Origin of the sequence: Sphingosinithalassobacter sp. LHW66-3 (genome assembly GCF_050703275.1) — a bacterium.
Lineage (GTDB): Bacteria > Pseudomonadota > Alphaproteobacteria > Sphingomonadales > Sphingomonadaceae > Sphingomonas.
This window is the reverse complement of record NZ_CP193482.1, coordinates 1,287,117-1,304,537: the sequence shown is the minus strand read 5'-3', so window position 1 is coordinate 1,304,537 and position 17,421 is coordinate 1,287,117. Positions and strand designations below refer to the sequence as shown.

Genomic DNA, 17,421 nt, shown 5'->3' with positions numbered 1-17,421 from the left:
TGTGCATCGATGGCTACGGTTGTTGGTCGGGGTCCGCTCGCTGCGGACGATAATCGCTTCTTCCTGTTCGGCGCCCTTGCGATGGCCTTCGTGCTCGTCGCGGGCTTCTCGCTGCATCTCGCCTTCGGCCGGTCGAGCTTCTCGGCGCCCGCGATCGTGCACGCGCATGGCGTCGTCTTCTTCGGCTGGGTCGTGCTCTATGTGACGCAGACGATGCTCGCCACTTCGGGCTCGTTCGCCTGGCACCGGCGGCTCGGCTGGATCGCCGCCGGCTGGATGGTTGCGATGGTGGTGGTCGGCACGATCGTCGCGGTCGAGGCGGTGCGGCTCGGGCGCGCGGCGCCGGTCTATCGCCCCGCCTATTTCCTCGTGATGGCGCCGCTCACTGTCTATACTTTCGCCGCGCTGTCGACGGCCGCTATCGTGCTGCGGCGGCACAGCGCCTGGCACAAGAGGCTGCATTTCTGCGGCATGGCGATGCTCGTGGGGCCGGGGCTGGGGCGCTTGCTTCCGCTGGCGCTGCTGGTCCCCCATGCCGGCATCTTCGAATTCGTCCTCGTGCTGCTCTTTCCGCTGGCGGGCGTGGTGGCGGACTGGCGGCGCAGCGGCCGGGTCCATCCCGCCTGGTGGTGGGGGATCGGCACGATCCTGGCCGTGCGCGCGCTGATCGGGCTGATCGTCGCGAGCGGCGCCGCACTCTGGCTGCACGGCGTGGTCACGGCGGGCCAGCCGGGCGCGGCCTTGCCGCCGTTCGAATTCCCGCCGCTTCCGCTCATGCCTTGATCCGCCGCGCGCCGCACGCCATGTGCGGTCGGCAATCAAGGGAATGGAAATGGACGCACGCGAGGGCATTGGCGGTACGCTGGCGGGGCTGGACCTGCGCGCCGAGATCGATCGGCTGCGCAAGGAGCGCAACGCCGTCATCCTCGCGCATTATTACCAGAAGCCCGAGCTTCAGGACATCGCCGATTTCGTGGGCGACAGCCTCGATCTCAGCCGCAAGGCGGCGGAGACCGACGCCGATGTGATCGCCTTTTGCGGCGTGCGCTTCATGGCCGAAACGGCCAAGGTGCTCAGCCCGCAGAAGATCGTCGTCCTGCCCGACATGGATGCCGGCTGCAGCCTCGAAGACAGCTGCCCGCCCGATCAGTTCGCCGCCTTCCGCGCGCAGCATCCCGATCACATCGCGCTCACCTACATCAACTGCTCGGTCGAAGTGAAAGCGCTCAGCGACATCATCGTCACCAGCTCCTCGGCCGAAAAGATCCTCAGCCAGATTCCGGAGAGCCAGAAGATCATCTTCGGCCCCGACAAGCATCTCGGCGGCTATCTCAGGCGCAAGACCGGGCGCGACATGCTGCTCTGGCCGGGCGTGTGCATCGTCCACGAGGCGTTCAGCGAAACCGAGCTGCTCAAGCTCAAGGCGCAGCATCCCGACGCGCCGGTCGCGGCGCATCCCGAATGCCCGCCGCATGTGCTCGACCACGCCGATTATGTCGGCTCGACCAGCGGGATCCTCAATTTCGCGCAGAGCTTTCCCGGCGACACGCTGATCGTCGCCACCGAGCCGCACATCATCCACCAGATGGAAAAGGCGGTGCCGGAAAAGACCTTCATCGGCGCGCCGGGTGCCGACGGCAACTGCAACTGCAATATCTGCCCCTATATGGCGCTCAACACGATGGAGAAGCTCTACGTCGCGCTGCGCGACCTCGAGCCGCGGATCGAAATCGCGGAGGATCTGCGGCTCAAGGCGCAGACCAGCCTCGACCGCATGCTCGCGATGGCGAGCGGCACCGTCGGCATGGGCGATCTCGGTCCGGTTCCCGTCACCGGCGACTAACGGCACGCACCGGTCATCTCCGGTTCCGTGCACCGGTTGTTGACAATAGTTGACGCTGCTTCATGATCTTGCCCATGTCGCAAGGCAGGGGGCAGTCATGAGGCAGGCTTTACTTCATTGGATGCTTGGTGTTTTCCTCGGCGCGGCGCCGACTGCTTCGGCCGCTGCGCAGTCCGCCGGTCCCCCGGCCGCGCCTACGCCCGCGGCGACTTCGACCTCCGCCGGTTCGCCTCGTATCGAGGAGAGCGGCTATGTGCGGCTGGAGGTTGTGCTGACGCTGAACGCGACGCAGAAGACGCTCACCTTCAACACTGCCTGCCCCAAGACATCGCTCTGGTCGATCGACTTGAAGGAACTGATGGAGGGGGCGGAACACGTCACCCTGGGCGTGAGCGTGAGCGCGCCCAATCTTGCGCCCGTGGTCTTCACGCCGCTGTCGCTGGACAGGAAGCGCGGCGGCTTCCTCGGTCTCGGTCGCTCGTGCGACGTTCACATCGACGAGATGCGCTACCTCTCGCCCGCCTATTATGTAGCGCGGTACCGGGACGAACAGTTCGGCGTCTCGCCCACCTATGTGCGCACGCTGGCCCCGAACCCGGGATTGAAAGCGACGATCGATGCCGCGGCGTCGGCGGCGCTGAAGCTCGCGGGCGTGCCGGTCGAAACCGCGGCGCCCTATCAGAACGCAGTCACGTCGCTCCTCGCCGGAATCTCGGCCGGTGCCAAGGAAGTGATGACGCGGCATCCGATCATCCGCCCCGGCGCCGTTCCGCCGGACACCGATTTCCAGTGGCGCACGCAGGGGCTGTTCCGCGATCCGCAGAACGGGCGTCCGGTCGACGTGGTGCTCACCGCGCGGCTGATCCCCGTCGCCACTCTCATGAGCGGTCCGACGCGCGACTCCGCGGGGCGCGCGACCTGGTCGGTATCGGGCGTGCTCGCGTCGCCCTATGCTGCCAATATCGCACCGGGGCTCAACCCGGGCGGGACGATCAACACCTATCTGGAAGGTGCGGCAGGCAACGTCCTCGCCAGCTATCGGAATGCGCAGACCTTTGCCGAAGCGCAGATAGCTTGCGGCTCGCTGCTGGACCGGGTGCGCGGGATGGGACTCTCCGTCGGCGATCAGGCGCTGCTGATGTGGGCTGTGACGCACGACCGTCCGCCTGCCGCGTTGACGCGCTACGACGTCGACAGGCTCGACTGTCTGGCCGAGGCGTGGGAGTTCGTTCCCGGGGAAGTCGGCAATACGCGCGTCACGGAGGCGACCGTCGCACCGGTGCTGTCGCCGCCGACGATCCGGCAGATGCAGGGAACGACACAGATCGACGACGCCTTCGCGGTCTTCTTGAAAACTGCCGTGTGGGATGAGCGGCAGCGGCATGGAACCGTGCTGTTCGCCTATCCCGCCAGCTATGAGGATCCCGCCGCGGCGCTGTTCGACCGCTCCGCCACGCTTGCCAATGCAGACCAGTGGCTCGCGCTGCGCATGCCGGCGCTGCCGGTCGTCGATCGGGTCGGCTGCTACACCTATGTTCCGGCCGCAGACGGAACGGGCACGTCCGTCATGTATGCCGTCGCGGACACGCTGGGGGGCGACCGGCCTCCGCAGGTGCTGCTCGTCGCAAGCTTCGCCAATGCCGGGGAAGATGCCGACGCCCGCATCCGTACGCTGTCCGTCTCGCCGACCGTCAGCGAGGAGCAGCGGCGGCTGATCCGCACCGCGAACGGCAGCCAGTGCAGGAGCGGCTATGCGCCGGGGCTCATCTTCGATCGCTGACCCATGTAGGCATGTTGCGTCGATCACGCGATGAACATAATCAGCCGGTTGCGTAGAGAAAGCTGCATGCCGCCCGGTCCGGTTCCCGTCACCGGCGACTGAGGCCGGGCGCGGCGCCCGCGTTCATGCGGTGCTGGCGCGCTTGCGGAACAGTTCCTCCAGCTTCTCCAGGTCCGAATCGAGCTCGCGCAGCGCGAAGGTGAACGCTTGGGCGTCCTCTCCGTCGCGCCGCGCCTGCGTCGCGTCGATCGCGCGATCGATCGCCGCGCGTGCCGGGTCCGCATCGGCCGTCGCCTCGCCGCTGTCGGGCGGCTCCAGAAAGGCGCACACTTTCTCGCGGACCTCCCCGATCGCATCCTTCAGCGGCGCATCGGTGCCCAGCGGATCGCTTTGCCGCTCGCGCAGCCGGTCGAGGATGATCAGCGTGTGCCACAGCTGAAGCACGGCGGGGACGAGCGCTTTGACCGGCATGTTCTCGGCGGTGCGGTGCAGGCGCATCCCGTCGGTCAGCTCGCGCGCGGTGCGGATGTTGTCGAGGAACCGGCGATGGATCGGATCGAGTTCCCGCTCGCCGTCGCCGGTCAGCACTTCGACTTCGGCGGTCAGCAGGTTCCGGCACTCGCCGATCGCGGCGCGGATCGGGCGCATGGCGCGCTTCGCCGCGCTTTCCGGCCACACCAGAAAGGCGCCGGCGGCACCGGTCACCGATCCGATTAGGATCGCCGCCGCGCGATCGATCGCCCCGCCCAATATTTCGGGATCGGGTTCGAGCGCGATGATCACCGCCGCCACCACGCCGAAGCGGAAATTGGGCAGTGCGGTGGCTATGCCGTTCAGCAGGATCGCCGCAACCGCGAGGCGCAGCAGCGTCAGATCCTCGCCGCCGAACGCCAGCACCGTCGCCAGCCCCACCACGGTGCCGAGCAGCGCCGCGCCGATCCGGCCGGCTGCTGCCACTGCGGTCGCGTCGATATTCTGGTGCGCCACGAACAGCGCCGAGATCACGCCCCAGCTCCAGCTCGCCTGGTTCAGCCCCACCCATTGGCAGATCAGATAGGCGGCGATGCCCCCGATCGCGCTTTGCAGCCCCAGTCGAATCGGATCGCGCAGCTTTGCCGGGACGATTTGCATGCCGGGCCAATGGTCCCGCCGCTGCGATGGTTCCCGCGTGCCGGGCAACCGTTTCGCCTCCGCCACGTTCCAGCAGCATGAAAGCCTGGCTCCGCCAAATCGCGTTGCGCCTCAACGCCAGCTACTGGTTCCTTCCGACCGTTCTCACGCTCGCCGCGATTCTGCTGTCCTTCGCCACCTATGCGGTGGATCGGCAGTTGAACAACGGCTGGGCAGAGGGGGTCAGCTGGCTGCACGATTCGACGCCGGACGGAGCGCGGGCGCTGCTCTCGACCATCGCCGGATCGATGATCTCGGTCGCGGGCACGGTGTTCGCGATCACCATTGCGGCGGTGGTCTATGCGTCGGGCAACTATGGTCCGCGGCTGCTCACCAATTTCATGACCGATCGCGGCAATCAGCTTTCGCTCGGCGTCTTCATCGCCACCTTCGTCTATTGCCTGCTCGTCCTGCGAACGGTGCACCAGCCGGAGGAGGCGGGGCGGTTCGGCATGCGCAGCGTCGGCGGCTTCGTGCCCGAACTGTCGCTGGTGACGGCATTTCTCCTGACATTGTTGTCGGTCGCGGTGCTCGTCTATTTCCTCCATCACGTGCCCGACAGCATCCGAATCAATCGCGTGGTTGCCAGCATCGGTCGCCGCGCGCTGCACGACATCGAGGCGCGCTATCCCGATCCCGATCGCGGTACTCCGCTGATCGAACCCAATGGCGCATGGGGAGCGCCGATCCGCGCCGGTCGCGCCGGCTATATCGAGATCATTGATTTCGAAACGCTCGGCGACGTGTGCGAGCGGCAGGGCGTGCAGGTCCGGCTGGCGGTGCGGTCGGGCGATTTCATCCATTCCGAAATGCCCCTGCTTCACGTCGACGGCACGATCGGCGAGGGTGTCGAGCAGCAGCTGCGCCGCGCCTTCGCGCTGGGCGAGAGCCGCACCTCCAGCCAGGACATCGAATTCTCGATCGACGAGCTGGTGGAGATCGCGCTGCGTGCGTTGTCGCCGGGAATCAACGATCCGTTCACGGCGATCACCTGCCTGCACTGGCTCTCGGCAGTGACGGCACAGCTGGCGCGGCGCGATCTCGGTACCGATGCCGACGGCAATCGCTATGGCACGCGCGGAGTCCATGCGCTCGTCGACGATTTCGATCATTTCCTGCGTCGCGCCTTTGGCGAAGTGAGGGCTTCTGCTGCCGCCAATCCGCTGGCGGCGGTCAGTTTCGTCGACGCGCTCGAAGCGGTGGCCGCCGGCGGGCCGTCGGCGGCACGTGTCGATCAGCTCCGCTGCGAAGCGCGGCTGCTGCTGGCGCAGGCCGAAACGGTGCTCGAAGGGCCTGCGCTCGCCCGGGTCCGCGACGCGGTCGAACGCTTCGCGCCGGCGGCTTGAGGCGCCGCTGTCCTACACGCGCGCGATATGCCATGGCAGAGCGATGACCGACCCGCAGGCCACTGCCGACGCAACTTTGTTTCAGGATTCGCGCGAAAACCGCGAAGCTAAGGGCGAATTCGCGCTCGACCGATTCGATCTCGACGGCTTCGTGGCGGCGACGCTGGCCGAGGATCTGGGCGCGGGCGGCGACATCACTTCGCATGCCGTGATCCCGGCCGATGCGATCTTCGAAGGCGTGATGGACAGCCGCGAGGCGATCACCGTCGCCGGCCTGCCGATCGCCGAGGCCTTTTTCCGCGCGCTCGATCCCGACGTCGCGATCGAGCGACTGGTCGAGGATGGCGCGCGCGTCGCGGCGGGGGCGGATCTGCTGCGGTTGCGCGGTCGTGCCCGCGCGCTGCTCACGGCCGAGCGCTCGGCGCTGAACACGGTGCAGCATCTGTCGGGCATCGCCACGCTGACGCGAAGCTATGTCGATGCCATCGCCGGCACCGGCGCGACTCTGCTCGATACGCGCAAGACGCTGCCCGGCCTGCGCGTGCTCGAGAAATACGCGACTCGGATGGGCGGCGCGACCAACCACCGCATGGGCCTGTGGGACGCGGCGATGATCAAGGACAATCATGTCGCCGTCGCCGGATCGGTGGGAGAGGCGGTTCGCCGCGCGGTCGCTGCGGGCATCGAACGGATCATCGTCGAGGTCGATCGGCTCGATCAGATCGCGCCCGCGCTCGATGCCGGGGCGACGCATCTGCTGCTCGACAATATGGCGCCGGAGATGCTGCGCGAGGCAGTCGTGCGGATCGACGGGCGGGTGCCGAGCGAAGCCTCGGGCGGCGTGCGGCTCGAAACGATCGGAGCGATCGCGCAGACCGGAGTCAGTTTCATCAGCGTCGGCCGGATCACTCAGTCGGCGCCGGCCGCCGACATCGGCCTCGATTTCGCCGCGGCCTGATCACTGCCCTACGGTGGCTGTGGAAGGATAGTGCCGGTCGAGATGCTTGCGGATGATCCGCACGTTGCGGGTGTTGGAGCGGAAGAAGAAATCGGCCGCGTCGCCCACTCCGGGCACGAGCCCGAGCAGGAAATCGAGCGCGACGTTGCCGACCATCCGGCTCATCGCCATCCTGGACATCTTCAGGTTGCGCGCTTCCCACACCATGTAAAAGCCCAGCATGGCGCCGATGAGGTCGCCGCCGACCGGGATCAGCCCGATCAGTGCGTCCAGCCCGACATGCTGGTTGGTGCCCGGAATCTTGAAGCTGCGCTCGAGCAGCTGGTGCATCCCGTCGACTCGGCGGCGAACCGCCGCAGGGTCGGTTCCGGTAGGAAGGCTGCGTGCGGCGTTCCGGATCGTGCTGGAAGCCATTCGCGTGGGGCGTGCCATCGGTCCCTCACTCGCTGTCGTTTCGCAGTTGATCCAACGGGTGCCAGGCGCGGGAGTTCCTCTGCCAGGCATCCAGACGGAGCGCCACGATAGACCATCGCAGCGGCTGGGCGATAGGGATGAATATGTGCTCGGCGCTCAGCAGCGCATCGGCCTCGGCGATTCGTTGCGCGCGGTTTTGCAGCGTCGGCGCGTCGCGTGCCGCTTCGGCAGCCAGTTCCGCATCTTCCGAACACAGGCGGCATGCGGTCACCAGGAACCAGCGCGCGCTGTCATAGGGGGCCACTGCATCGATCAGCCGCAGGTCCGCATCGGCACGCATCGCCACGCGTTCGCCTTCGATTCCGATCGACCGCAGGTCGGCGGCAAGATGCGCCCACAGCATCGTGGCGCCCGGCCCCTCCGGAAGTGCGACTCGGAGCCGCACCGAATCCACTTCCGCCTCCTGTCTCCAGACGCTGACTCGTGCCCGTGCGCGGGCCCGGCGTTCCTCGAGCGTCAGTGCTGCCCATTGCGGCATGGCGGGAGCGGCGGAGGAGTCGAGCTGTTCCGGGAGCAGCGTGGTGACCGGCGTTCGCTCCGGCAGCACGCGCTGGACGATCGCGTCGCGGTCGATCGCCATTGCCACGGCCGCTCGATTCTCCGGTTCGGCAAGAAAGCCGTCCTGCTCGACGACGGCCAGGCCGAACAGCCCAAGGGCGGGATCGAAGCGGATGTTGGCCGGAGCAATGCCTGCTGCTCCCACCAGCGGCCAATCGACGAACGTCCCGCCGAGCACGAGATCCGATTTGCGCGCGGCGAAGCGCGCCAGCGCCAGCGCGGCGCGCTCCCCGTGGAGCTGCACGAATTCGGCCGGGCCGGGGCCCTCATATCCCTCTTCCGCGATGCGCTCCGAATCGATCGCGGGGCGCAGCAGAACCCCCGATTGCTCGTCTTCCTCCACGCGGAAGGGGCCGGTGCCGCCAAGCGTCTGCGGTCGGACAATCGCCATTTCGGGTTGAGCGAAAAGCTGCAGCAGATCAGGGCGCGAGCGCCGCAGCCGCACTTCGATGACTCGCGGCGTCATCTCGACGATCTCGTCGACCACCTCCAGATACGGTGCCAGCGGGTTCCTGCTGTTGGAGGCCGTTGCACGGCGGAGTGCACGCACCACTTGCTGCGCAGTCACTTCGCTGCCGTCGGGCCATTCGGCGTCGCGCAGCCGAAAGATGAAGCTGCGCCCCTCGTCGATCACGATCCAGCGCTCGGCAAGCCCGGCCACGATCTGGCCATTGCTGTCGAAGCGTACCAACCCCTGAGCGGTCGCATAGAGAAACACCGCCTCGGGAAATTCCAGCGGCTCGCGGCTGGGATTGGCTGCTTCCGCTTCGCCGCCGATCGCGCTCGCCACCACCGGCACATCGTCCGGCCGTGGTTCGCCGCATCCTGCCGCTGCCAGTGCCAGCGCAAGCGCGATCGGCAGGGGCAGGCGACTCATCAGGATATCCGCTGCGGGAGACGACGGAGCTGTACGACCATGGCTCGGTCCTGCCAACTTGGGCTGTCGGCTGCAACCTGTCGAGAAGCAGCTTGGCCGGCCGGCGCAGCCGCCATAGGATCGAAGCAATGCCATCTTCCATTTCCCGGCACGAGCGCAGCGACGGTACGGCCCGGCTGATACGAGCCGGCATGTGGCTCTCGCATGGGCTACGCCGGCTTTACTGGTTCGTCGTGCGGCCGGTGACGCGTGGCGTGCGCGCGATTCCCGTCACGCCGGACGGTCGGGTCGTGCTGGTCCGGCACAGCTATGTCCCCGGGTGGCATTTGCCCGGCGGCGGGTGGGAGGCGGGGGAGGCGGCGGAGTCCGCGATGCTGCGTGAGCTACGCGAGGAGATCGGTCTCGTGTCCCACGGCAGCGTGACCTGGCTCGAGGAGTATTTCCACCGCCCCAACCATAAGCGGGACACGGTGCAGCTGTTCCACGTCGCCGACGTGGTCGTCGTGCCCAGGCTGTCGCTGGAGATCGAGGCAGTCGCCGCATGGCCGCCGGATGCGCTTCCCGCCGATGCCACCGCGGCAACTCGGCGACAGGTCGCACAATGGGTGTTGCGCGCTGGTGCGGACGGCGGGACTTGAACCCGCACTCTCTTGCGAGAAGCGGATTTTAAGTCCGCTGCGTCTACCGATTTCGCCACGTCCGCGCGCGGGCAACGCAAGCCCAAGGCGGGCGCAGGCGTCAATGGCCTAGACGTTGAGGCGAAGGCGCATTTCCTTGCCGGGCTTGAAATAGGGCACGCGCTTCGCGCTCACCGTCACCGTTTCGCCGGTGCGGGGATTGCGGCCCACGCGCGAGTCGCGCGATCGCGTGGAGAAGGCGCCGAAGCCGCGAAGCTCGACTCGACCGTTCTCTGCCAGCCGTTGCACGATCTCGTCGAAGAACACGGAGACGATCTTCTCGATTTCCCGGGCCGAGAGCTCCGGATTGTCGTCAGCCAGCAGTTGTACAAGCTCGGAACGGATCATTCACGCTCTCCCTGGAGCGCCACCGATCTGTTTTGCGACCGGGCGACGCTGCGACCCTTTGGCGACCCTTAGCCGTGAAACCTAATCTTCATCAACCAGAAGATTTGCGGATGTTCACTTGCCGGTGGCCGACGCCGGGGAGCGCGGTTGCGCTCCCCGGCGGGTAGGCAGGTCACTCGTTGCTGCCGCCGCGTGCCTTGAGGGCTTCGCCAAGAATGTCGCCCAGCGACGCGCCCGAGTCGGACGAGCCATATTGCGCAACTGCCTGCTTCTCTTCGGCGATCTGCATCGCCTTGATCGAGAAGGTGGGCTTCTTCGAACGATCGAAGCCGGTAACCATCGCGTCGAACTTCTGGCCGACCTGGAACCGCTCCGGACGCTGCTCGTCGCGATCGCGGCCGAGATCGGTGCGCTTGATGAAGCCGGTCGCACCGTCTTCGCCGACCTGCACTTCGAGTCCGGCATCGCGGACCTCGAGCACGCTGACGGTGACGATCGCGCCCTTGTTGACGCCGCTGCCGCTCGTCGGGACGCCCGCTGCCGGTGCGCCGCGCTCGAGCTGCTTCATGCCGAGGCTGATGCGCTCCTTGTCGGGCTCAACGGCCAGGACGACGGCCTGAACGGTTTCGCCCTTGCGGTGCAGGTTGAGCGCGTCCTCGCCCGAGATGCCCCAGGCGATGTCCGACATGTGGACCATGCCATCGACGTCGCCGTCGAGGCCGATGAACAGGCCGAACTCGGTCGCGTTCTTGACTTCGCCTTCGACGGTCGAGCCCACCGGGTGATCCTCGGCGAACTTGTCCCACGGATTGGCCTGGGCCTGCTTGAGCCCGAGGCTGATGCGGCGCTTGTCCTCGTCCACCTCGAGCACGACGACTTCGACTTCCTGCGAGGTCGAGACGATCTTGCCGGGATGCACGTTCTTCTTGGTCCAGCTCATTTCGCTGACGTGGACCAGGCCCTCGATGCCCGCTTCCAGCTCGACGAAGGCGCCGTATTCGGTGATGTTGGTCACGCGGCCGGCAAGCTTGACGCCGACCGGATACTTGGCGCTCGCGCCTTCCCACGGATCGCTCTCGAGCTGCTTCATGCCGAGGCTGATGCGCTGCGTCTCGCGATTGATGCGGATGATCTGGACACGGACGGTGTCGCCGATGTTGAGCATCTCCGAGGGATGCTGGACGCGCTTGTAGCTGAGGTCGGTGACGTGGAGCAGGCCGTCGATGCCGCCCAGGTCAACGAACGCGCCGTAATCGGTGATGTTCTTGACGACGCCATCGATTACCTGGCCTTCGGTGAGGCTCTGGATCAGGCCCGAACGCTGTTCGGCGCGCGTCTCTTCGAGAACGGCGCGACGCGAAACCACGATGTTGCCGCGCTTGCGGTCCATCTTGAGGATCTGGAACGGCTGGGGAATGTCCATCAGCGGCGTGACGTCGCGCACGGGACGGATGTCCACCTGCGAACCGGGCAGGAACGCCACGGCGCCGTTCAGGTCGACAGTGAAGCCGCCCTTCACACGGCCGAAGATCACGCCCTCGACTCGGGCCGACTTGGCGAATTCGGTTTCCAGCTTGTCCCAGGCGGCTTCGCGGCGTGCGCGATCGCGCGAGAGCATCGCTTCGCCCTGGGCGTTCTCGACGCGGTCGACATAGACTTCGACTTCGTCGCCGACCTTCAGCTCGGCCTTCTGACCGGGAGCGGCGAATTCGCGCAGCGAGACGCGGCCTTCGCTCTTCAGCCCGACGTCGATGACGGCGAGATCGTTTTCGATCGCAGTGACGGTGCCGATGACGACGCGGCCTTCGAAGCCGTCGCTGTCGCCCAACGTCGCGTCGAGCATTGCCGCGAAATCATCGCGGGAGGGGGTTGCCGTGGTGGCCATGTGGTGTGCAGTTCCTGTGTCGTCGTTTCCGGCCAGCCGGTTGTCTCCGGCGGTCTTGTGGCCGATCTGCCGCGGCGGCCGAACGCCGGTCGCGGCATCCATGCGCGCCATCATCAGCGGAGGACCTCAACGCCAAATGCGAAAAGGGCGCGTGAGGACATTGCCTCCGCGCCAACCTCCACGAGCAACGGCCCGCAGGACAAATGGACCATAGCGGATGGAGCGCGATCGGGCAAGAAGGCCGCTCTGCCGGCTATCGGTCCGCGCTTCAGAGTGTCTCGGGAGGTTCCTGCGTCTCTGGCGGGCGCATGCGATCGTTCACGATCGCGATTGCACGTTGCACTGCCGCGTCGATCGAAAGGAAGCTGGTATCGAGGATCGCGGCGTCGGGCGCCGGCTTCATCGGGGCGTCGGCGCGCTTGGAGTCGCGCTCGTCGCGCGCCCGGATGTCGGCGAGAACCTTGTCGAGACTCGCGAAGACGCCGAGCTTGCGCAACTCGAGGTGGCGGCGCTGCGCGCGGATCATCGGCGTTGCCTTGACGAACAGCTTCACCTCCGCGTCGGGCGCGATCACGGTGCCGATGTCGCGCCCGTCGAGCACGGCACCGCCAGGCTGCTGCGCAAATTTCTTCTGCCGGAGCAGCAGCGCCTTCCGGACGAGGGGATGCGCAGAGACGATCGAGGCTATTCGACCGACCTCGTCGGTCTTCAGCCAGGGGTCGTCGAGCACATAGTCGTCAAAGCCACAGCCGGCGAGCGCGTCGGTTTCGCTTTCGGGGTCCGCTTCCTCGCGGAGCAGCGATGCGGCAACGGCTCGATACAGCAGGCCGGTGTCGAGATGGGGCAGGCCGAAATGACGCCCGAGCGCCCTGGCGATGGTGCCCTTGCCCGATGCGGCGGGTCCGTCGACTGCGATGATCATGCGACAGAAGTCAGCTTACGCAGTGAGCGCGTCAAGGGTCGGGAAGAAATCGGGATAGCTGGTGGCGACTGGTGACACATCATCGATCGTAACGGGCAGGGTCGTCCGAAGCGCCGCGATGGCCATGCTCATCGCGATGCGATGGTCCAGTTTCGAGGCGACCTGAGCGTCGCCGGATAGCGATTCGCCGTCTGTCCCGTCGATCGAAAGCCCGTCCTCGGCTTCCTCCACGCGGGCCCCGACAGCGGAAAGAGCCGCGGCCATCGCGGCGATCCGATCCGATTCCTTCACCCGAAGCTCGTGCGCGCCGCGTGCGACAGTGCGTCCCTGCGCAAAGGCGGCGGCGACGAACAGCGCGGGATATTCGTCGATCATGCTCGGCGCGAGTTCCGGCGGCACATCGATGGCGTGCAGCGGCGCGTGGCGCACGATCAGATCCGCCACCGGCTCTCCGCCCACGCTGCGCGGCTGCGATTCGACGATGTCGGCACCCATCATCCGCAGCACTGCGATCAGCCCGGTGCGAGTCGGATTGAGCCCGACATTCGAGATAGTGACTTCGGATTCGGGCACGATCGAGGCTGCGACCATCCAGAAGGCTGCCGAGGAAGGATCGCCGGGCACGTCGATCTCTTGCGGACGAAGCTCCGCCTCGCCACGCAGCGAGACAATGCGCTCGCCGCCTGTCTCCTCCACTTCTAGCTCTGCCCCGAACCCGCGCAGCATGCGTTCGCTGTGGTCGCGCGTGGCGACCGGCTCGATCACGCGCGTGATGCCCGGTGCGTTGAGCCCCGCCAGCAGGACGGCGGACTTCACTTGGGCCGATGCGACCGGCAGCCGATATTCGATCGGTACGGCGGGGCACAGTCCGCGCACCATCAAGGGCAGCCGCCCGCCCGGGCTCGCGGTGATGTCCGCGCCCATGCGCGCGAGCGGCTCGATCACCCGCGCCATCGGCCGGCCCGACAGCGACGCGTCTCCGGTGAAGGCAGCGGTGATCGCATGGCTCGCGACCAGCCCCATCAGCAAGCGTGTCGAGGTGCCCGAATTACCCATCTCGAGCGCTTGCTGCGGCTGGAGCAGCCCGCCGACTCCCACGCCGTTCACTCGCCACGTGTCGTCGGCGCCGCGGGCGATCGTCGCCCCCATCGCCTGCATCGCGGACGCAGTGGCAAGCACGTCCTCGCCTTCCAGCAGTCCGCGGATGCGGCTTTCGCCTACCGCCAGGCTGGCGAACATGAGCGCCCGGTGGCTGATCGATTTGTCGCCCGGAACGACCACGGTGCCGCGCAGCGGCCCGCGCGCAGCGATCGAGAGCGGCCGGGGCGCTGTGGCGGGTCGGGTTTCGGTCATGGGGCGGCCGGGCTTTTGACAGCGCGCTTGCGCTATGGCAAGGCGCGCCCCACTTTGCGGGGCCCGACCCCGAACCCCAGCAGTTTCGAAAGGCAATAGGCGGCATGGTCAAGCCGGAATGGGGCACGAAACGAGCGTGCCCGAAATGCGGAACGCGTTTCTACGATCTTCAGAAGGACGATCCCGTCACGTGCATCGCGTGCAGCTATGCGTGGGAACCGGAGCCGATTCTCAAGTCCAAGCAGCCGCTTCCGTTCGAGGCGAACAAGACGGACAAGGACGCCGAGAAGAAGGAGAAGGATTCGGATCTCGGTGACGAGGATCTGGACATCGAGGAAGAAGACAGCGATTCGGCCGACGACGACGTTGATCTGGGGGGCGACGACGACCTCGGCGTGAAGACGTCCGACGAAGACGAGGAAAGCTGATTCCGGAGCACCTCCGAAACCGGTTCGGAGGTGCTTGCCAAAACCGCGGCGGCTGACTAAAGCCCGTCGCCTTCCCGGGGTGTGGGGCCGTAGCTCAGCTGGGAGAGCGTCGCAATGGCATTGCGAAGGTCAGGGGTTCGATCCCCCTCGGCTCCACCATTCCCCGAAAGCCGCTGAAGCTGGCTTAAATTACTGGAAAACATGGCGTTTTGACAGGCGGCTGTTACATTTGTAGCAGGACGATGAGCCATGTGTACCTACCTGACGAAGCGCGGGGCGACCTACTATTTTCGTCGTGTAATCCCCGCCGAACTCCGCCCTGCCCTGGCTGGTAAGTCCGAGTTCATGCTGTCGCTCCGTACGAAGGACCGCGCGGAGGCAAAGCGCAGAATCCCTCAGCACACCAGCGCTACCGACGTGCTCCTAGAGCAGGCGCGGGCCCGAAGCCGAGTTGGCTCTACTGATCGCGAAAGCACCGTCGATGAAGATTCTGGGCCAAGGGTTGTCTTGAGCCCCGCTCAGGAGGAGCAGGCGCGGTTCGAAGAACAGCTCGCCGAAGAAGCGAAAGAGCGCTGGGAGGCTCGGACACCGGAGCGTGCTGAGCTACGAAGAAGGCTCGCGACGTTCATGAGTGTGCAGTTGTCACTATCCGAGCAGGCAATGCGGGATTTACTGCGAGAGCGGGAGCAAGCCATCGAGGAGATCACCGCAAAACTCGCCGCGCGGGAGAAAGAGCGGTTGGCCAGTTCACTCCCGCCGCCGATCCGGTCCGGCCAAACAGGCGCGGCACTGCTGGACACTGTGATTGTTGATCGATGGGCGGCCGAGCGAAGAGTCGAACCGAAGAGTAAGGACGCTCACGCAGCGGTCGCGCGGTGGTTCTATGAAAGAGCTGGACGCATTCCGGTCAATCAAATCACCCGCAGAGATGTTCTTTCATTTAAGGACAGGCTGATTGCCGAGGGCCAAACCGCGGCTAATACAAATACAAAGCTGTCTCGACTGCGGACGATCCTTCAATGGGCCGTCGATAACGAATACGCTGAAGAAAACGTCGCGGTTGGCATTTCCGTCAAGGATGTGGATCGAGCGAAGAACAAGCGGCGAGAGTTCGACCTTGTGAGCCTCAACAGCATTTTCTCGAGCCCTGTCTTCGCGAAAGGTGAGCGGCCCGCGGGTGGAAAGGGAGAGGCGGCCTATTGGCTCCCGACCCTTGCGCTGTTTACCGGCGCGCGGCTTGAGGAACTGGGGCAACTCAGGGTGAATAGCGTCGTTTCGCTTCAATACCCAGATGCGGCTGGAGAAGAGCGGACTGGGTGGTTTATCCGTTTGAGGGAAGACAAAGAAGCTGGAACCAAGCTCAAGAACGCAGCTAGCGAGCGGGATGTCCCAGTTCATCCCGAACTGCTTCGGCTGGGGTTTCTCAGTCTCGTTCAGGCGGCGAAGGACGCGGCCGAGGAGCGACTGTTTCCCCGTTTGCGCCCGAATGTCTACGGGAGATTAACTGCGAAGTGGGGAGAATGGTTCAGTCTCTACTTGCGAGGGGAGTGCTGCGTCGAGGATAAGCGTATGGTCTTCCACTCTTTTCGCCACACTTTCAAACACTATGCCCGACACGTTGGCATTCCGGAGGGGGTGCAGCGGCAAATTATGGGGCATAGCGCCGGGGATGTCGCCGACCAGTACGGCAGCGGATACTCGCTTTTTCAGCTGGAAGCGGGGATGAAAAGATACCACGTCCCCGGATTGCGCCTACCGGAGCCATGGCAGAGAAGCGACTCTCGGAGCGGTGAGCGCGCTCAGTCCTGATTGTCTGTTCAGGAGCGGCGATGCCTTTGGAGAGGGCCACGAGGCGGGTCTCTCGCTCTACAGGCCTGCTTCGCTCAGCAAGCCCGCTGCCGAGCCGTTAAGTGCGGTGGCGATGCGGATGACATTCAGCAGCGTGACGTTTCTTTCACCTCGTTCGATCTTCCCGAGGTGAGAGCGATCGATCCCGGCGGCATCGGCGAGTTCCTCCTGTGAGAGCCCGCGCGCGTTTCGGGCTGCCCGCACGGCGTCGCCCAGCCGCTTCAGGTGTCCGGCAGTGTCCTCTTGGCCTGAGATGCGCCTCACCACCAAGCGGTCGCCTCATGGCAGCCGCAGTACCACGGTATTTACGACCCATTTTTGGTGTGCCATGTTCTGATGATGATCCTATCAATCATCCTCGCCGCTATCGCCTCGCCGGGCAGCGACTCCGCCCTTAGTGAGTGGCGTTCTTGCGTGCGAACAAGCGCTGCCCAGTACGCGCGCATCGTGGGGTGGGGTGAGCCGCAGCAACAACAATCCGACTTTGTGGAGGGGCAGTGTTGGAAGGCTAGAGCGTTGGCGGTGTTGGCTTTAGAGCCCGTTGTTCTGGAGATGATGGCTGAAGAAGGCGTGACCAATCCATCGGTGGAATTGGTGGGATTAGTGATCAAAAATACGGTAGATCGTGAACGCGATCGTGTTCTAAGCGAAGGCTGATGCAGTAACTTTTCCGTGACCGGGTTTCTAATTGTCGCGCCGACATTGAGGTAGAATCGAGATAGATGTTCCCTACGTTTGTGAAGTAGGAACTCTTTCATAGTCTCATCATGAACCCGAGTGGGCTAGCGGGGAAGCTGCTTGGCTCTCCCGTATCTATCCTAGATAACACCGGGGACACCCGGTCAAATAGATACGGGTAAGCCGAGCCTTCGTCCTGAACCGTCATGGTCTGAGCGTTGAGGGCTGTCGGTGATGCCGACCGCAAATGCGGCCTCTCCCACGGCATCATGATGT

General features: G+C 65.5%; 17 protein-coding genes and 2 tRNA genes. 10 read left to right on the top strand and 9 right to left on the bottom strand.

What is annotated here, in order from left to right:
- Positions 1-9 precede the first annotated feature (9 nt).
- From ACQ450_RS06135 to ACQ450_RS06125, 3 genes are all read left to right on the top strand, one after another.
- On the top strand, positions 10-783 hold the full coding sequence (locus ACQ450_RS06135; RefSeq protein ID WP_431470917.1) for a hypothetical protein: 774 nt from the start codon (positions 10-12) through the stop codon (positions 781-783).
- Between the two features lie 49 nt (positions 784-832).
- Positions 833-1,843 (top strand): quinolinate synthase NadA, encoded by a 1,011-nt coding sequence (gene nadA / locus ACQ450_RS06130; protein ID WP_431470916.1) that lies wholly within the window; start codon positions 833-835, stop codon positions 1,841-1,843.
- A 121-nt stretch (positions 1,844-1,964) separates the two neighbouring features.
- Positions 1,965-3,623, top strand: a complete 1,659-nt coding sequence (locus tag ACQ450_RS06125) for a hypothetical protein (RefSeq protein ID WP_431470915.1) — start codon at positions 1,965-1,967, stop codon at positions 3,621-3,623.
- A gap of 123 nt (positions 3,624-3,746) precedes the next feature.
- Here the strand turns inward: ACQ450_RS06125 and ACQ450_RS06120 are convergent, their stop codons facing one another.
- Positions 3,747-4,754 carry an FUSC family protein gene (locus ACQ450_RS06120; protein ID WP_431470914.1) on the bottom strand — a complete coding sequence of 336 codons (1,008 nt, stop codon included), beginning with the start codon at positions 4,752-4,754 and terminating at the stop codon, positions 3,747-3,749.
- A 77-nt stretch (positions 4,755-4,831) separates the two neighbouring features.
- Between ACQ450_RS06120 and ACQ450_RS06115 the strand changes: the two genes are divergently transcribed.
- Positions 4,832-6,139 carry a DUF2254 domain-containing protein gene (locus ACQ450_RS06115; RefSeq protein WP_431470913.1) on the top strand — a complete coding sequence of 436 codons (1,308 nt, stop codon included), beginning with the start codon at positions 4,832-4,834 and terminating at the stop codon, positions 6,137-6,139.
- Positions 6,140-6,182: 43 nt separating this feature from the next.
- Positions 6,183-7,097 (top strand): carboxylating nicotinate-nucleotide diphosphorylase, encoded by a 915-nt coding sequence (nadC, locus tag ACQ450_RS06110; RefSeq protein ID WP_431470912.1) that lies wholly within the window; start codon positions 6,183-6,185, stop codon positions 7,095-7,097.
- Here the strand turns inward: nadC and ACQ450_RS06105 are convergent, their stop codons facing one another.
- Both ACQ450_RS06105 and ACQ450_RS06100 read right to left on the bottom strand, forming a co-directional pair.
- Complete coding sequence (locus tag ACQ450_RS06105) at positions 7,098-7,529, bottom strand: DUF4112 domain-containing protein (protein WP_431470911.1); 432 nt, start codon at positions 7,527-7,529, stop codon at positions 7,098-7,100. It lies immediately after the preceding gene.
- Positions 7,530-7,536: 7 nt separating this feature from the next.
- Positions 7,537-9,006: an ABC transporter substrate-binding protein gene (locus ACQ450_RS06100; RefSeq protein ID WP_431470910.1), complete on the bottom strand. Its 1,470-nt coding sequence runs from the start codon at positions 9,004-9,006 to the stop codon at positions 7,537-7,539.
- 191 nt (positions 9,007-9,197) lie between these two features.
- Here ACQ450_RS06100 and ACQ450_RS06095 point away from each other — a divergent pair, with 191 nt between their 5' ends.
- Complete coding sequence (locus ACQ450_RS06095) at positions 9,198-9,644, top strand: NUDIX domain-containing protein (RefSeq protein WP_188056371.1); 447 nt, start codon at positions 9,198-9,200, stop codon at positions 9,642-9,644.
- On the opposite strand, the gene ACQ450_RS06090 is transcribed toward ACQ450_RS06095, so the two are convergent.
- From ACQ450_RS06090 to aroA, 5 genes are all read right to left on the bottom strand, one after another.
- Positions 9,623-9,709 (bottom strand) — tRNA-Leu (locus ACQ450_RS06090). The two genes, ACQ450_RS06095 and ACQ450_RS06090, sit on opposite strands and share 22 nt — an antisense overlap.
- A gap of 43 nt (positions 9,710-9,752) precedes the next feature.
- Entirely contained in the window at positions 9,753-10,031 is a 279-nt protein-coding gene (locus ACQ450_RS06085) for an integration host factor subunit beta (protein WP_431470909.1), read from the bottom strand.
- 172 nt (positions 10,032-10,203) lie between these two features.
- Positions 10,204-11,916 (bottom strand): 30S ribosomal protein S1, encoded by a 1,713-nt coding sequence (gene rpsA, locus ACQ450_RS06080; protein ID WP_188056370.1) that lies wholly within the window; start codon positions 11,914-11,916, stop codon positions 10,204-10,206.
- A gap of 268 nt (positions 11,917-12,184) precedes the next feature.
- Positions 12,185-12,838, bottom strand: coding sequence for a (d)CMP kinase (locus ACQ450_RS06075; protein ID WP_431470908.1), 654 nt, complete (start codon positions 12,836-12,838; stop codon positions 12,185-12,187).
- A 15-nt stretch (positions 12,839-12,853) separates the two neighbouring features.
- Positions 12,854-14,191 carry a 3-phosphoshikimate 1-carboxyvinyltransferase gene (gene aroA / locus ACQ450_RS06070; RefSeq protein ID WP_188055777.1) on the bottom strand — a complete coding sequence of 446 codons (1,338 nt, stop codon included), beginning with the start codon at positions 14,189-14,191 and terminating at the stop codon, positions 12,854-12,856.
- A 104-nt stretch (positions 14,192-14,295) separates the two neighbouring features.
- Here aroA and ACQ450_RS06065 point away from each other — a divergent pair, with 104 nt between their 5' ends.
- From ACQ450_RS06065 to ACQ450_RS06055, 3 genes are all read left to right on the top strand, one after another.
- Positions 14,296-14,619 (top strand): TIGR02300 family protein, encoded by a 324-nt coding sequence (locus tag ACQ450_RS06065; protein ID WP_431470907.1) that lies wholly within the window; start codon positions 14,296-14,298, stop codon positions 14,617-14,619.
- 83 nt (positions 14,620-14,702) lie between these two features.
- A tRNA-Ala gene (locus tag ACQ450_RS06060) sits at positions 14,703-14,778 on the top strand.
- 90 nt (positions 14,779-14,868) lie between these two features.
- On the top strand, positions 14,869-16,428 hold the full coding sequence (locus ACQ450_RS06055; protein ID WP_431470906.1) for a DUF6538 domain-containing protein: 1,560 nt from the start codon (positions 14,869-14,871) through the stop codon (positions 16,426-16,428).
- Between the two features lie 57 nt (positions 16,429-16,485).
- Here ACQ450_RS06055 and ACQ450_RS06050 read toward each other — a convergent pair whose 3' ends face one another.
- On the bottom strand, positions 16,486-16,734 hold the full coding sequence (locus ACQ450_RS06050; RefSeq protein ID WP_431470905.1) for a helix-turn-helix domain-containing protein: 249 nt from the start codon (positions 16,732-16,734) through the stop codon (positions 16,486-16,488).
- A gap of 69 nt (positions 16,735-16,803) precedes the next feature.
- Here ACQ450_RS06050 and ACQ450_RS06045 point away from each other — a divergent pair, with 69 nt between their 5' ends.
- Positions 16,804-17,124 (top strand): hypothetical protein, encoded by a 321-nt coding sequence (locus ACQ450_RS06045; protein ID WP_431470904.1) that lies wholly within the window; start codon positions 16,804-16,806, stop codon positions 17,122-17,124.
- Positions 17,125-17,421: the final 297 nt, after the last annotated feature.